The following is a 16,448-nucleotide window of genomic DNA, read 5'->3' as shown; positions in this document are numbered from 1 at the left end:
CATTTGTAAATATAAGAGATTCACTGTTCATTTACTTCATATGCAACTCTTACTCCAGACTCAATTGCCCCTTGCATCCATCCATGTGTTAATGTCGTATGCTCTCCTGCAAAATGTACTTTTCCAGATGGTGGTGTAATATACGGAAATAACTCGAGCTCTTGGCCTGGTTCGAAAGCTGTAAATGCACCGCAAGAATACGGATTTTTACTCCAGCTAAAAGATGTTCCAGTGACAAACTCACTATAGACGATGTCACCGTATATTTCCGCTAAATTTTTTAATGCGTAACGAATACGATCTCTTTGCGGGAGACTATCCCATGTTAACGCCTCATCTGCCCACGTATAACTTGCTATTACGATAGCTGGTCCTGGAGTATGAATGCCATAACTCGGATAGTATGTAAACCGTATCGGTAAATCAGTAATAGATTTACCGCCACACTGTCCCGCTTTCTCCCAAAATCTACTTTTAAACTCTATTGCAATTTTAGTTGCAGCAATATAATTTAATTCACGAATTGCTCTTTTTTTAAAATAAGAGAATAAATAGTATGGCTGAACTTCTACAAATCTTAACGCTGAAAATGGAATTGTAATAATAGCAAAATCACTTGTTATTGTAAATTGCTCTAACGTTTGTTCATGATTTCCTTGTAACATTACTTTATTATCTTCTTGTATAATTTTATCAACCTTATATGGCATTAAAATATGTTCTCTTAATTGTGGTAAGAATGCATTCGATAACTTATCCATTCCACCAGTTATTTCATAATATTTCGTCGTTGAAGTAAAGAAAATCATTTCACGTAATACTTCAATTAAGGACATTCCCATATAAGCTTCCATATCAAGAAGTACCCCAATCATATCTATTGCACCATCTGAATAATACTCCATTAAAAATAAACCAAGCGAATACGTTTTATACTTTTTTTCAACGATAAGCCAGTTTTTATCAGGATCCTTCTTAATATAATTTAGTATTGGTTCTAATACCTCAATCATTAGCTCTTCTGCCGTTTTTCCTCTTTCTTTATCCAAAACCGGATATTCAAGTACACTTGGATCATTTTCAAACACATTCAATCTCGTTTGAATGTTATTCGTATAAATGATATCTGCAAAAGTTTTATTTATAAAAAGGTTTAAAGGTAGTTTAAATTTATGAATATACGCTAAGGTTAACTTATGGGTGTCAGGGATTCTCATCGGTCCCGCATTAAAATATAAACCCACACTAAATGGTTCCCGAATCGTATACACCCTGCCACCTATTCTGTTATTTGCTTCTATAATCGTTACTTCGTGCCCAGCCTCTTTTAATAAAGAACCTGCAACTAATCCAGAAATCCCTGCACCTGCAATCGTAATCCGTTTTGGGTTATTCTTTTTGACAAGCCCTGCATGAATAATATGAAGCATTTCTTCCATTGCTAATGGGTTCCCCATGCCATTTCCCCTTTTACAAAGGATTTTACTGAATTATATTCGGTTCACTGAATTCCTATGTTTTGTTCGCGGATTTGCACGGATACATTTTCAAATACTTGAATATCTTTTATAAAATGTAATAAACTAGATATGACTCTATAGAAGTAAGACGTATTATCTTACATAATAAAATCAATGAAATTGCGAGGAATTTTGAAATGAAAAAAGGTATTAACCGTGTTGTATTAGTAGGAACAGGAGCAGTTGGATGTAGTTATGCTTACTGCATGATTAACCAAGCCGTAGCTGAAGAATTTGTTTTAGTCGATGTAAATGAGGCAAAAGCTGAAGGGGAGGCAATGGATTTAAGTCATGCTGTTCCATTCGCACCAGCTCCAACTAGAGTATGGAAAGGCAGCTACGAAGATTGTAAAGATGCTGACCTTGTAGTTATTACAGCTGGATTACCACAAAAACCAGGCGAAACACGTTTAGATTTAGTTGAGAAAAACGCTAAAATCTTTAAACAAATCGTTCGCAGTATTATGGATAGCGGATTTGATGGCATCTTCTTAATCGCAACAAACCCTGTAGATATTTTAACTTACGTAACTTGGAAAGAATCTGGTTTACCGAAAGAACGTGTAATCGGTTCTGGTACAACGCTTGATTCTGCTCGTTTCCGCTATATGTTAGGTGAGTACTTCGATATTGGTCCACACAACATTCACGCTTATATTATCGGAGAACACGGCGATACTGAACTTCCTGTTTGGAGTCATGTTTCCGTTGGTATCCAAAAACTACAAACACTGCTTGAAAAAGACAACACGTATAATCAAGAAGATTTAGACAAAATTTTCATAAACGTCCGTGATGCAGCTTACCATATTATTGAGCGTAAAGGCGCAACTTATTATGGTATCGGTATGTCACTTCTACGTGTTACAAAAGCAATTTTAAACGACGAAAATAGTGTATTAACTGTATCAGCTTACTTAGAAGGTCAATATGGTCAAAAAGATGTTTATATCGGGGTGCCTGCTGTTTTAAATCGCGGCGGTGTTCGTGAAATTTTAGAGGTTGAATTAAGTGAAGAAGAAGAATTAAAATTCGATCACTCTGTTCAAGTATTAAAAGAAACAATGGCTCCGGTTCTTTAATTAAGATAAAAAAGCAANNTTGCTTTTTTATCTTAATTATCCCCTATGACCTTTTAATGATTTTCTATCATTTCTTATTTTTTAGTCGCATCCTCATTATTTATATCAAGTACATCTAATAAAAAGATAAAGATTGGTATCCCGATAATAAGCCCCCATATTCCGAGGAAATGCTCTGAGAAGATGAGAATCATAAATGTATAAAAGATTGGTAAATTTGTTTTTGCAGACATAAACTTCGGATTTAAAAAATAACTTTCAAGAGCGTGGATTACTGTTATGAACACGAGTATGTATACTACGTACATAACTCCGCCTACGTTGTAAGCAATGATACAAAGTGGAAACAAAGAAATAATCACACCTGCAACAGGAATCAACCCTAGTAAGAAAACCATAACAGCTAATACAAGTAGCTGTGGAAATCCTAAAACAATTAATGCAATGACAGTAAGAATACAATTTACAACGGCAATTAAAAACTGAGCTTCAATTACTTTTCCGAACGATCTTGCAAATCTTTCACCAAAATATGCAATTTCCTCATAAAAGATTTTTAACTTACTATCTTTAAACTTAGATGTAAATGTAATAATACGCTCTTTTTCTAATAAGAAAAATAAGCTTAAAATTAGAGATAATAATATTTGTAAACTTACCTTCCCTATATTTGCTATTGATTGATATATAACATCTACACCTTGTTCTATATATTTTGATACTTCCATCCCATTAATTGTCGAAAGTACATATTTAACGATTTCATTATCAGGTGGATTTTGAAAAAATAGTTTAAATTGATAAATTAATTGTGAAATTTGTATCGTCAGCACAGGTAAATATTTATATAACGTTGTGCCTATAAAGGAAACTAGTATTATATACAAACATGCAATAACAATTTTCCGGTTTACTTTCAATTCCCTTGAAATAAAACGTTGAAATCGATCCATTAAAAACGTCAGTATAAACGTAATTAATATTAAATTGATCATACTTTTTAATGCATATAATACAAGCGCTACTATTATTAAAACGAGAAACCGTTGAAACCCTCTACTTCGAAAAAAACTCTTTACTTCATTCATTAAGAATTAACCTCCCCCTCCAATGGATGGAAATTGAACCTATTACATTTTATGAACTCCTATAGACAATCTTTCTTACTAATTGAGAAGAATCCTTTTTTTCTTTTCATATTGTTAGATTCGTTTAACTGGAATCCACCAACATATTTCGGTGGACTCCAGTTATTTTTCATATAATCTTTTTATAAACTAGGTGATTTTCTATTTTTAGACTGCTGTTCATACGCATATCCCATATTGAAAAGCTCTCTTTCACCAAACTGTTTCCCTACAAACACTACACCGATTGGTTCTCCATTTTTATCATATCCAGCAGGAACCGCTAATTCCGGATAACCAGCTACAGCTGATAGAAGAATTTCATCGTTATTAATCATAACTAGAGCATCCAAACCTTTTTCTACTAAATACCTATCTAGCTCTTTTTTTGCATTTGCTTGACTCGTTTGTACTACGTTTTCGAACTCTTCTTTCGTTATAGCAGATTTTTCAGACCCCTCAATTAATGTTTGTCCGTATTTTATTCGTCTTTTACTATCCTTTTTATTAAACGCTATAATCTCTTCTAACGATTTTACCGGTATATTTTTTTGCTGTGAAAAATAGTCGTTTACATTATGCTTGAACTCATATTCTAATGTTTGCAAATTATCTACACCCTCAGCACTTAACTGGATATTATCAGCTAATATCGCACCTGCATCTTGAAGGTCTTTTCTAATTTTTTCTGCTACTGTTTTTCTATTTTCATCTTGTTGGTCTACAGAAAAAAGAAGCCCTATCTTTTTCCCTTTTAATCCATCTATTGATAAATCCTTTGTATAATCAATTCTTTCTTTATCTTTCATTTTTTCTGTCATAACATCTTTTTCGTCATAACCTATCATTGCATTAAATAACGTTGCTGCATCTTTTACTGTTCTTGCCATAGGTCCTGCTGTATCAAGAGTTTCAGCTAATGGAATAATTCCTGTTCTACTTACCATACCTAAAGATGGACGTAACCCAACTACTGATTGCTGCGCCGCTGGTGCAACAATCGATCCCGTCGTTTCTGTTCCAATTGCAAGCGGCGCAAAATCTGCCGCAACTACTGTAGCAGATCCTGAACTTGATCCTGAAGTATCGAATGTAATCGGACCGTACGGGTTTAAATTTTGTCCTTTCTTCCCGCTATACCCGCTTGGCATTGTAAAAGATAAATAGTTCGCCCACTCAGACATATTCGCTTTTCCTAAAACAAATGCTCCTTCTTCTTTCAACTGCTTCACAATTGTTGCGTCTTGATCTGCAATCCAATCTTTTAATACATAAGTTCCTGCACTAGTCGGCATCACTTTTTCCGTCTGTACATTATCTTTTACAACGACAGGAATACCATATAAATTCGAATTTTTGTTTCTACCCCGCTCTTGATCTAACTTTCTTGCTTCTTCCATCGCATTAGGATTTATCTCTGTAACAGAATTTAATGTTATTCCATTTTGATCATGTTCTTGTATTCTAAAGAGATAAATGCTCGTTAATTCTTCATATGACAACTTTCCATCATCAATCATTTTTTGAAGCTCATCTACAGTCGCATTTACGACTTCTTTTTCTTTTATTTTTACATTTTCTATATTGATTCCTTTAAGCTGATTATGTATCGGTTGTAGCACTCTTTCTTTATCATATACAATACGCTCAGGTTCCTTTGGAAAATAATTTTTATACACGTAATATCCGCCGACACACGCTAATAAGACAATGCCTCCAGCGATAGACAGCGTTACCTTTACCCATTTCTTCATGTTGCTTCCTCCACTCTATAAGGTGCTTCGTTACACGAAAAAGAGAGTTACCTTTTACTTAACTCTCTCCAATCAAAATGCTAAATGAAAAAATGAAAGATTTCAATCTAATTACTTCTTTTTTGCATTTGCTTTGCTAACATTTCTTTCACTTGATTATACGTTAACCCTGAATTTTTATTTAAACGCTTTACTTCCTCAACATCAGTACCTACCACTGTATATTTTTTCTCATCATTCATTTTTCTAATTCCCTTCTCACCGGATTATTTCTTATATTTCTTCCCTAAATGCACATAAATTAACACCACTACAAAAAAGGAAGCTGTTTTTAAGCACAGCTTCCTTCTCGTTACATATTGTATTTCTTAATAAAATTTCACTACATCTTCAGTAGGCAAGAACGTTCTTTCTGCTGGTTGTTCGTTTGGTTCACCAAATGGCATTTGACCTACTAAGCTCCACTCTGCTGGAATGTTCCAAGTTTCTTTCACTTCAGCATCTACGATTGGGTTGTAATGTTGTAATGACGCTCCAATTCCTTCAGCAGATAATAGCATCCACACAGTATGTTGTAACATCGCATTTCCTTGATGAGACCAGAATGGGAACTGATCTTTATATAATGGCGCATTTTCTTGCATTTTTTGTACAGTTGCTTGATCTTCAAAGAATAGAACTGTTCCTACACCTGCATGGAAGCCTTTTAGTCTTTCTACAGTCGCTTCAAAGTTTTCTGCTGGTACGCGAGCTCTTAGTGTTTCTTTAACAATATCCCAAAACTTTTCATGCTCTCCATCCATTAATACAACCATACGACCACTTTGCATATTGAAAGATGTTGGTGCGTGTAAAGCTGTTTTTAACACTTCTTCAATTCTTTCTTTCGTAATTGCATCGTTTTTTGCTACTTTACGAATTGAACGGCGATTCACAATTGCTTCTTTTAAGTTTGTTGTAGTTGCTGACATTTTAATTCCTCCAAATGTTTGTTTTATAATTTATTTTGTTATTTCATAACAAGCGAATTAGCAATATCCATCGGTATTACATTGCATACCTTCAAATGAATTTGTTTTATCCTTTTCAATTTCTTTATCAATGACCCTTTCTAGTGTTTCTTTACTAGCAAGCCCTTGAATGACTTCATCTCCAATCATGACAGTTGGAACAGCCATAATATTCGCTTCATCATATGCGTGTTGAATTGCTTCTTGATGCTTTTCTTTATATTTACGAGTTACTAAAGCATCTTTAAATTCCGCCTCAGGAAGTCCTACTTCTACCGCTAATTTTGTTAACACATCAATATCTTCAATGTTTTGCTCTTCTTGGAAAAATGCTGTGAATACGCGGTGATGATACTCATTACCTAGTCCACGTTCTTTCGCAAATTGACATCCTTCGAAAGCTAAATGTGTATATGGATGTGGTGAAACACGTGGCAAGCGCATATCAATTCCTAACTTCTTCGCTGTCGGAAGAATGAAAGCATCCCATGAACCTAATTTTTCTGGTTCATTCCATGGATCTATTTTTGAATATGGACTTGGACGTAATTCAAATGGCATCCATTCAATCTCTACATCTTTCTCTTTCGCTACCTCATCTAATGGACCTTTTGCTAAAAAACAAAACGGACATATAAAATCTGAGTATACTTTCATTTTTACAGTCATAACTTTTACACCTTACCTTTATTGTTGTAATCAAATCAGTTACATTAATGACAAAAAAATATAAATAGGATTTAAGCATTCATTTTTTCTTGCAAAGTTTCAAACAACTGCCCCATTGTAATATTTCTCAAAACTTCTTCCATCGCGGATTGTGCTTGAATTAAAATAATTTCTAACACCGCTTGAATATTCGCCCCAATTGGACAATCTGGATTCGGTTGCTCGTGAATATGAAATAGCTTGTCTTCTTCGACTACGTTCACTGCATGATACACATCTAACAATGTGATTTCATATAAATCCTTTAGTAATCCCGCGCCACCCGGTCCACGATTTACGTAAACAAAGCCAGCTTGTTTCAAGTACGACATGATTTTACGAATGACTACTGGATTTGTATTGACACTCTCAGCCATATAGTCTGAAGTACAAAGTGAAGATGGATTGTTTTTCAAAATAGATAAAATATGAACAGCTATGGAAAAGCGGCTACTAATTTTCATCGTAATCACCACCTCGATGTAATCATTATAGTTACAACTAAAAAATAAGTCAATCCTTTTCATAGATTTTTTATAAGTAAATTAAAAAGTGTCCCATTATGATATATGAGACACCTCTTTTTATTCTGCAAATAGCGATTGAAATTCTTCAATAAATAGCTGCACAGCGATTGAAGAATCCTTTAATGAAGGAACAGCTAAAGCAATTTCTCTCCATACTTGTGGTTCCAATTCTCTCGTTTGCACATTTTTTGGTAAATTCGTTAAAGATAATTCAGCTAATATTGCAATGCCCAATCCTTCTTGAATCATATTTAAAGCTGTAGTAACTGTCGAAATTACATATTCAGCCCGAAGTGGTACGTTTGCTTGTTTAAACATATCAATAATGGGTGGTTCGTATCCACCCTTACATAATATGATCGGTTCATTCTCTAAATCACAAATTGTAAGAGCGTCCTTCTTACAGAGAGGATGATCCTCTCTTAAGATAACAACCATTTTCCCCTTCGTTAATGGAACAATCTCCATATCTTTATTAGGCAAAATAACAATTCCTATATCAATAACCCTCGATACTAACCAATCTTCAACTTCTTTAATCGTTCCTTCACAAAGAACGACTTCTAAGTTCGGATACTTCTCCTTAAAAAGGTTTATCATTTTGGGTAAGAAATGTGCAGAAGCGCTCGGAAAACTCCCAATTCGAATCGTCCCAACTTCGTGCCCTTTCTCCATCGCAACTTCTTGTTCAATCTTCTCTACACCGTTCAAAATCTCTCTAATATGTACAAGAATTCTGTTTCCTACATCCGTAACAATTAATCCTTTTCGTTTATCACGTATAAGAATCGTAACTCCTATCTCTGACTCAATACTTGAAATCGCATGACTAACAGCTGGCTGCGTCATATTTAACACCCGAGCTGCCTTCGTAAAACTACCTAACTCAACGGTTTTTATTAATACTTGCAGTTGTGTAATGGTCATAACTAATCACTTATACTCCCCATAAAAAAGATTCATTTTATTTATTACAGTCGATATCATATCATAGTGAAATGAATAACAACAAGGAGGTCTTACCGTGACACAGCTTTCTCGAACTAAGACGGCCATAATCCTTACCTTTCTCGTTTTCATGTGGGGAATCAATTGGCCTTTATCTAAGTTTGCCCTGCATTATACACCACCCGTTTTATTTGCAGGCGTTCGAACTTTAATTGGAGGATTCATTTTACTCCTTTTCGCATTACCGAAATACAAAGAGTTACACTTAAAAGAAACTTGGCATTTATACGTTATTTCTTCTTTACTTAACATCATTATATTTTACGGATTACAAACTGTAGGCCTTCAATATATGCCAGCTGGGTTATTTTCCGCCATTGTATTTCTACAACCTGTTTTACTCGGCGTTTTCTCATGGATTTGGCTTGAAGAATCTATGTACGGCTTAAAAATTTTTGGGCTTGTTCTTGGATTTATTGGCGTGGGTGTCATTAGCTCTAGTAGTTTAACTGGACATATCTCTATTATCGGAATCCTTCTCGCGATAGGATGCGCTATTGGCTGGGCACTTGGAACAGTATTTATTAAGAAGACTGGGCACCGCGTTAATTCCATTTGGATGGTAACACTTCAGCTCATTATTGGCGGGCTTTGCTTAATTGGATTTGGTTCAGAGTTTGAAAGCTGGTCTAGTATCGCTTGGAGTATACCATTTGTTAGCGTACTTCTCTTTATTTCGTTCTTCGTTATTGCAATGGGGTGGCTTGCATACTTCACACTTGTTGGAGCTGGTGAAGCAAGTAAAGTTGGGGCTTATACATTCCTCATTCCACTAATCGCTATTATTGTAAGTTCAATTTTCTTACATGAGGCCATTACAATGAGCTTATTTATTGGGCTATTATTTATTGTTGTGAGCATTTGTTTTGTAAATATAAAACCAAAAGCACTTGCTATAAGGCAGCAAGTTGAATTGAAATAAACGTAAGAAAGAGCCTACTGTTTGTAGGCTCTTTCTTACGTCTTACTTTTTACGACGTACTACAAAAACACACGCACCAACCGACGATACAATCGCCAAAATAGATAAGACAATCGCTATTACTTGCATATTACTAGTGCCTTCATTCTTTTCTACACTAGACACTTCACCATGTTCTCCTGTTAATGACGTACCTTTTGCAATTGTAGTAAGTGAATGTGGTTTTTCAGCTTTTTCATCGCCTGTCCATTCAACAATTTCTCCATCTTTATATTGTTGATATGCGTCCCAAGCTATTTTTTGCTCTTTATCCGGATTTTTAGCGACGAAAGTAAATCGTTGGAATTGACCGGTTAAAATCCCTTCTCCTGTCGCTTCCCATACTACAGTTTTCACTTTTCCAGCACTATCTTTTTGCGCTTCCACTTTCCACCCTGGCACTGGCTCATACTGTTGAAACTCAACGCCAGACGGTATTTTTAGTGTGACTTTTGTTGTTGCTATATTTTTTTCAACTGGTACCTTTATTGTGTAAGTCTCCCATGAATTAACATCAGAAGTTTCTGGCTTTACCGTCACATGAGCACTAACAGGTAACGAAAAGATTCCCATTACAATTATTGTTGCGATCATTGTTGTTCCTAATTTTTTTATACGTTTCATTTTCTATTAACTCCCTTTCATCTATAACGCCTCTTTATCTGCCACCTACAATAAATTTATAATCTGTATCGAAGCTATCCAGAGATTTTGTTAATCCATGAACATGTATATTCCAGTTTCCTGTCATGTTAATATACATACCTTCTGCTTCATATTCTCCCGGTGAAACTGCTGAAACTTTAAATGAACCTTTTCCCATATTCATATCTAATGATTGAGTAGTTAAAATAATTTGCTCCATATCAGTAACAGGTTGTCCGTTTTCATCCTTTAAAGTAATATGAAATGTATTTTGTCCTACTTTATTAGGACTTACATGTAAAGTAAGTTCATACCCATTATCCAGTTGCTTACTTTCTGTAAAAGGTCCAGTAGGAGGCATCGGTGGTGTTTGTACGTTTGTCATAAAAGCTACGATGACAAAAATGATAATTCCGATGATAAACTCTACTTTCACCGTAGCGCCTAATCCCTTCTGCGCTCTCATTTTCCCTTTCACATAATGTACAATTCCCAATATCCCCATGAAAATGAATAAAAGTATTTTTGCTAATAAAGCTAATCCATACTTCGTATCAAATAAAGAGTGGATTGTTGGAATAAAAAATGTACTGTTAAAAAGACCTGTTATTAAAATCACGATGACAGCACCTGTTGCCCACGGTGAAAAACGCTTAATCATATCCCAATACATACTCCACTTGTCATCCTCTTTACGTAAAAGAAGAATAATGGATGATAGACCGCCAATCCATAATGAAGCTGCAAATAAATGCAGAAAATCCATAACGACAGCAATCTCTTTAAACTTCAAACCATATGCATGACTATTAAAGGCTTTCATAACAAGTATCCCGATAAACAATACTATTGGAATACTCCATACTTTAAACGACGATAGCTTCCCACACTTCATCGCAAAATACGTAACAATTATAAGTGAACTAATAAGAACCATTTGAGTAATCCATACATATCCAAAAACAGAAAGCTGTAACGTTTCTTTTAAGAGTAAAGGATTGAATGCTTCTAGCCATGAAACATCTGCATTTATTTTTGCTTGTAGTGGTAGATTGAATAACAAGCTAATAAATATCCCAAATAAGGAAATCCATATTATGTTCTTACTCCTTGATCGAACCGAGGTTGCATTCCCTTTATACATAATAAGATTAAAGAATAGCACTCCTATAAATAGTGAGAAACTTGTATATAGAACCCCACGTTCCATAATCATATCTATTTGCGGGACATACCCCATCTCTTCTACTTGTACATCATCTGCTCCCGCTTCCGCTGACCCAATTCGGAACGGAATAACTCCTTGCATTGGATGTCCATCAGCTGAAATCACTTTCCACTGAATAGAGTAGAGTCCGTTTTTCAGATTTTCTTTTAACCCTGCTTCTAATAGTTTTTTGTTTTTTTTATCAATATGAGCATCTTTCAAATCGACCCTTTTACCTGATGTATCCCTCACGTACAATGTATTAAAACTTGAAACTTGTATGTCCTCATCGAATTCGATTTTCACAACAGATGGTGCCTTCTTCAAAGTTTCATTTTCAACAGGGTTTGATTTCACAACGTACGCATGAGCAGATGTACTTTTCGGTATCGATATGATAAGCACACATGCAATTAATAACCATGGCACTAACTTTCTCATTACTTTCACAATCACTTCACTTCTTTCTTACTCATCGCTATACTTCCATTCCTTTAACTTTCCAAGTTTGATTATCGGGCGAAATATTAACCTTATTAAATATAATCTTCTATACAGTATAACTATTTATTTCTCTCTCACCTCTAAACTTCCAATATAATAGTAACTACCTTCATAGATACTACTTACATTTTTAAAGTCGATTGTTATTATATCATAAAATATATTTACGTAAGTTCCTGAAGAAGAAAAGTTATCGTGAATCATTTGTGAAGAAAGTGTGAAATACATAAATAAAAAGGTATTACGTTATTACGTAACACCTTTAAAAAAATATCCCTCTTCTATTTCTCTTCCGGATAATCACAATACTCTATGATTGTTCCCTCTGTATCCGCTGGGTTAAGATAGATTAATCTTCTGCCGTGTTTATTAATTCGAAGTGTATGCTTTAACGTTCGAATACCTTGTTCTTTCAATTCCTCTAAAGCCACATCTAAATCATCTACTCGATACGCAACGTGATGAACACCTTTACCTTTTTGTTTAATAAAACGGGCAATTGGAGATGTCGTATTATTCGTCGGTGCAAGTAATTCAATTCTATCTCCATCTACTTCAAGAATGGCTACTTCGCTTTCCACACCAGGAGCTTCACTTACGTAACGATCTATTAAAGTTCCTAGTAACACATTTTCATAAAAACGTATCGTACTATCTATATCACGAACTGCGATTCCGATATGATCAATTGTTTTTTTCATTTTATTTCCCCTACTACTTTATTTTTTCTCATTATTAATAGTAACAAAAAAAGCTATAGAAACAAGTCTATAACTTTTTTTATTTAACCTATTTTCTTATCTGCTCTAGTTGCTGGTTGAACTTGGTTTTTCACTTTTAAAATGCTAATGCCATATCCGATAAATCCACCGATAATCGCTGGGAAGATCCAGCCTAGTCCTACTTCCTGCATCGGAAGGAATTTAGTGAACACTTGGCTTACTACTTCAATGTTAACTCCAGCTGCACTTAATCCATCGAATAAGCTGATGATAAATGTTACGATCAAGCTTACTTGATAAACTTCCGCTCTTCCTTTAAATAATGAATGGAAGAATGTTAAGAAAATCAATACGATTGCTAGTGGATAAATTGCTGTTAATACTGGAACAGAAACTGCGATTAATTGTGTTAATCCTACGTTTGCAACAATGGCACTAAATACACAGAGCGTGATTGCAATTGCTTTGTAAGGAACATTTGGGAATAACTTATGGAAGAATGAAGAACATGCTGATACAAGTCCCACACTAGTTGTTAAACACGCTACTGTAATCATTAATCCTAATAATACTCCGCCGTATGATCCAAAATAGTAGTTAGAAACTTTCGCTAATACTTCTCCACCGTTCTCTAAATGTCCAAGCTTTGCAACACTTGAAGCACCCATATAAGAAAGAGCTGTATAGATAATTGCTAAAATAGATGCTGCAATTATGGTCGCTTTTGCACAAACGACCATAATTTGTGTTTTCGTTTTTGCACCTTTTTCTTTAATTGCATTAATGATAATAATCCCGAATACGAATGATGCGAGCGTATCCATCGTTAAGTATCCTTCTTGGAATCCTTTAAAGAATGCATGTGATGTATAAGCTTCCACTGGTGCTTGCATATCTCCAATCGGATGTATAAAAGCAACGATTACTAAAATACCGATGAAAGTCAACTTAATTGGCGTTAAAATTTTTCCAACAATATCGACAATTTTCGCGGGATTTAGCGAAAAAAAACAAGTGATGCTAAAGAATATAATTGTGAAAAGAATTAAAGGTGTAGAACCTACTCCCTCTGGCATAAACGGCTTAAGACCAATTTCATAAGATACATTTCCTGTTCTCGGTATTGCAAATAACGGACCGATCGCTAAGTATAAAACTGTTGTAAACACAATCCCGAACACTGGGTGAGCGCGACTTGCTAATGACTGCAAATCATCTTTACCTGAAAAACCAAATGCTAGTACACCTAGTAATGGTAGTCCAACACCAGTTACTAAAAATCCAGCGTTAGCAATCCATACATTCTCTCCTGCTGATTGACCAAGCATCGCTGGGAAAATTAAATTTCCCGCTCCAAAAAATAGTGCAAATAACATTAATCCAATAACTACTATGAACGAAAACGGTACTTTATTCGCCATAATATAACCCCCATTCAAATTTCCTTATCTCATTTTCCAATTTTAACTAATTGAATTTTCTGAATATTTAATTTAAGTATCAACTATTCTTGAACTCATTATAGTTTGCTATATAATATTTTGCAATACTATTTTCGAACTTTTCTTTTATTTTATAAATATACATTTTTTAACATGAAAAATAGACTAAAAAACCAACATGGTCATCCATGTTGGTTTTTCCATTTACTATCATGAATTAAAATTTCGCTGCTACTTTTTTAACGTTTTCTAGACCTTCTTCAACAATTTGTTGTGAACGATCTGGATATTGATTGTGCCCTTCAATTACAACTGTCTCTGGATTTGTAATTCCCCAGAATCCAAGTACAGTTGTTACGTAATTAACTGCCATTTCCATAGGAGCCATTTGTTCTGAAGAGTAATCTGAACCACGAGCACCTAACACAACTACTTTTTTACCACCAACTAAACCTTCTGGGCCATTTGCTGTATATTTAAACGTTTTTCCAGCTTGAGATAAGTATGAAATATATGTGATTAATGGTGCTGGTACTGTAAAGTTCCATAATGGGAATGCAAATACAACCTTATCAGCTTCTAAAAACTGATTTAAATATTGATCTACTGTAGCAACTGCCTTCTCTTCTTCAGCTGTTAACTCCATGCCTTGGCTACGTTTATATCCACCTGAAATCGCGATATTTCCGTAATAAGGAAGATCTAATGCAAATAAATCTAATTCCGTAATTTCTGTATTTGGATTTGCTTCTTTATAAGTACTTACAAATGTTTCATACATTTTTGAACTAACTGCTTGCTCCGCTGGACGATCGTTTGCTTTTACAAATAATACTTTTGACATTTTTTTATTCCCCTCTACATTCTTATTTTCTTCTTTTTTACCAAATAACGAGCTAAATAATCCCATTTTCTTCACCTAAACTTTCTTATCATATTCATTATTCATCATCATAAAAATTCTTATTCTAATAAAAAGTTCCAATTGATACCTTAAGTAAAGCCAATCAAAACTTTTTGTTATTTAATTACCTTATGTAAGTGATTGTAATATATCAACTTACTTTAGTCAAGTAACTTTTAATAAAAAACAAAATCTCAATTTAAAAATATTAACTAAAATACAATTGAACACCAAATACATCTTTATTACTTGTATAATAAACTTAGAGAGGAAAATTCATATATAGAAAGGATTTATTCATGAGCACTATAGAAAAGATTCAAACTTTTATTATTCTTTTTGCTGTTACATGCGGCATCGTACTCGGACAATTTAATATGATACATACGTATTCAGACAAGTTTATTGTTCCCTTCTTATTTTTTATGCTATATGGATTATTCCTCAGCATCCCATTAAAAGAAATAAAAAACGGATTTCGCAATTTAAAATTTGCTGGAACAAGTCTTACTATTAACTTCTTATGGACACCTTTACTCGCTTGGGGGTTAGGGGCACTATTTCTTTCAGATCATCCAGCACTTTGGGTTGGATTTATAATGTTAATGGTTACTCCATGCACAGATTGGTACTTAATCTTTACTGAAATAGCGAAAGGAAATGTAGCACTTTCTACTGCAATTTTACCTGTAAATTTAATTTTGCAAGTTCTACTCCTTCCAATTTATTTATTTTTATTTGCTGGTGTCATGAAAACTGTAGCGGTTTTTGTTTTAGTAGAAAGTATTGTTATCGTAATCGTCTTACCATTTATACTTGCACACGCTACAAAATTCATTATGAATAAAATGAAAAAAGCTGAAACTCTCGAGAATAAACTCATTCCGTTTTTCAGCTCTGCTCAAATTGTATTTTTAAGTTTAGCAATAGTAGCGATGTTTGCATCACAAGGTAAATATTTACTGCAAAATATGAATGTCGTTTTATTATTACTCGTTCCTGTTCTATTGTTCTTCATCATTAATTTTTTACTAGGACAATTTATCGGGCGCATGATGCATTTATCTTACAAAGATACAGTAAGTCTAAGCTTAACAACGTTAGCAAGAAACTCACCTGTTGCACTCGCTATCGCTGTGACCGCTTTTCCAGATGAGCCTCTTATCGCACTTGCACTCGTTATTGGACCATTGATTGAGTTACCAGTACTAGCTGGTGTGTCACAAGTTTTGTTGCTTATTAAGAAAAAACGGCAATACGCATAATAAAAAACGTCCCATTTTGGGACGTTTTTTATTATGGAAAGATTACATACAACACTTATTTC

The 16,448-nt window shown here is 34.4% G+C and carries 16 protein-coding genes; 3 read left to right on the top strand and 13 right to left on the bottom strand.

Going from position 1 to position 16,448, the window contains the following annotated elements:
- Positions 1-20: 20 nt before the first annotated feature.
- Complete coding sequence (locus CN409_RS04830; RefSeq protein ID WP_000527999.1) at positions 21-1,457, bottom strand: flavin monoamine oxidase family protein; 1,437 nt, start codon at positions 1,455-1,457, stop codon at positions 21-23.
- Positions 1,458-1,657: 200 nt separating this feature from the next.
- Between CN409_RS04830 and CN409_RS04825 the strand changes: the two genes are divergently transcribed.
- Entirely contained in the window at positions 1,658-2,602 is a 945-nt protein-coding gene (locus CN409_RS04825) for an L-lactate dehydrogenase (RefSeq protein ID WP_000715322.1), read from the top strand.
- Between the two features lie 74 nt (positions 2,603-2,676).
- On the opposite strand, the gene CN409_RS04820 is transcribed toward CN409_RS04825, so the two are convergent.
- From CN409_RS04820 to CN409_RS04790, 7 genes are all read right to left on the bottom strand, one after another.
- The gene (locus tag CN409_RS04820; RefSeq protein WP_001006594.1) at positions 2,677-3,690 is read right to left on the bottom strand and encodes an AI-2E family transporter; all 1,014 of its coding nucleotides are present in this window, start codon (positions 3,688-3,690) and stop codon (positions 2,677-2,679) included.
- A gap of 182 nt (positions 3,691-3,872) precedes the next feature.
- The gene (locus CN409_RS04815; RefSeq protein WP_000759451.1) at positions 3,873-5,483 is read right to left on the bottom strand and encodes an amidase family protein; all 1,611 of its coding nucleotides are present in this window, start codon (positions 5,481-5,483) and stop codon (positions 3,873-3,875) included.
- Positions 5,484-5,590: 107 nt separating this feature from the next.
- On the bottom strand, positions 5,591-5,725 hold the full coding sequence (locus tag CN409_RS32520; RefSeq protein WP_000997346.1) for a hypothetical protein: 135 nt from the start codon (positions 5,723-5,725) through the stop codon (positions 5,591-5,593).
- Positions 5,726-5,851: 126 nt separating this feature from the next.
- Positions 5,852-6,454, bottom strand: a complete 603-nt coding sequence (locus CN409_RS04805; protein ID WP_001277013.1) for a nitroreductase family protein — start codon at positions 6,452-6,454, stop codon at positions 5,852-5,854.
- A 57-nt stretch (positions 6,455-6,511) separates the two neighbouring features.
- Positions 6,512-7,162 (bottom strand): DsbA family oxidoreductase, encoded by a 651-nt coding sequence (locus tag CN409_RS04800; RefSeq protein WP_000216673.1) that lies wholly within the window; start codon positions 7,160-7,162, stop codon positions 6,512-6,514.
- A gap of 71 nt (positions 7,163-7,233) precedes the next feature.
- The gene (locus tag CN409_RS04795; RefSeq protein ID WP_000704085.1) at positions 7,234-7,665 is read right to left on the bottom strand and encodes an Rrf2 family transcriptional regulator; all 432 of its coding nucleotides are present in this window, start codon (positions 7,663-7,665) and stop codon (positions 7,234-7,236) included.
- A gap of 120 nt (positions 7,666-7,785) precedes the next feature.
- Positions 7,786-8,655, bottom strand: coding sequence for a LysR family transcriptional regulator (locus tag CN409_RS04790; protein WP_097980837.1), 870 nt, complete (start codon positions 8,653-8,655; stop codon positions 7,786-7,788).
- A 97-nt stretch (positions 8,656-8,752) separates the two neighbouring features.
- Here CN409_RS04790 and CN409_RS04785 point away from each other — a divergent pair, with 97 nt between their 5' ends.
- On the top strand, positions 8,753-9,658 hold the full coding sequence (locus CN409_RS04785; protein ID WP_000192819.1) for a DMT family transporter: 906 nt from the start codon (positions 8,753-8,755) through the stop codon (positions 9,656-9,658).
- Between the two features lie 42 nt (positions 9,659-9,700).
- Here CN409_RS04785 and CN409_RS04780 read toward each other — a convergent pair whose 3' ends face one another.
- From CN409_RS04780 to CN409_RS04760, 5 genes are all read right to left on the bottom strand, one after another.
- Positions 9,701-10,321 carry a YcnI family copper-binding membrane protein gene (locus CN409_RS04780; protein ID WP_097980836.1) on the bottom strand — a complete coding sequence of 207 codons (621 nt, stop codon included), beginning with the start codon at positions 10,319-10,321 and terminating at the stop codon, positions 9,701-9,703.
- Between the two features lie 34 nt (positions 10,322-10,355).
- Positions 10,356-12,005, bottom strand: coding sequence for a copper resistance CopC/CopD family protein (locus tag CN409_RS04775; protein ID WP_141527684.1), 1,650 nt, complete (start codon positions 12,003-12,005; stop codon positions 10,356-10,358).
- Positions 12,006-12,334: 329 nt separating this feature from the next.
- A complete protein-coding gene (locus tag CN409_RS04770) occupies positions 12,335-12,754 on the bottom strand; it encodes a VOC family protein (protein ID WP_000750851.1) in 420 nt (139 codons plus the stop codon).
- A gap of 83 nt (positions 12,755-12,837) precedes the next feature.
- A complete protein-coding gene (gene brnQ, locus CN409_RS04765; protein WP_001284783.1) occupies positions 12,838-14,196 on the bottom strand; it encodes a branched-chain amino acid transport system II carrier protein in 1,359 nt (452 codons plus the stop codon).
- Between the two features lie 238 nt (positions 14,197-14,434).
- Positions 14,435-15,127 (bottom strand): FMN-dependent NADH-azoreductase, encoded by a 693-nt coding sequence (locus CN409_RS04760; protein ID WP_000522502.1) that lies wholly within the window; start codon positions 15,125-15,127, stop codon positions 14,435-14,437.
- A gap of 293 nt (positions 15,128-15,420) precedes the next feature.
- Between CN409_RS04760 and CN409_RS04755 the strand changes: the two genes are divergently transcribed.
- Positions 15,421-16,386, top strand: coding sequence for an arsenic resistance protein (locus CN409_RS04755; protein ID WP_000103813.1), 966 nt, complete (start codon positions 15,421-15,423; stop codon positions 16,384-16,386).
- Positions 16,387-16,448 lie beyond the last annotated feature (62 nt).

This window comes from Bacillus sp. AFS012607 (assembly GCF_002558005.1).
In the GTDB taxonomy this organism is placed as follows: domain Bacteria; phylum Bacillota; class Bacilli; order Bacillales; family Bacillaceae_G; genus Bacillus_A; species Bacillus_A thuringiensis_S.
Note: the sequence above shows the minus strand (reverse complement) of the source record. Positions and strands in the feature narration are given on the sequence as shown.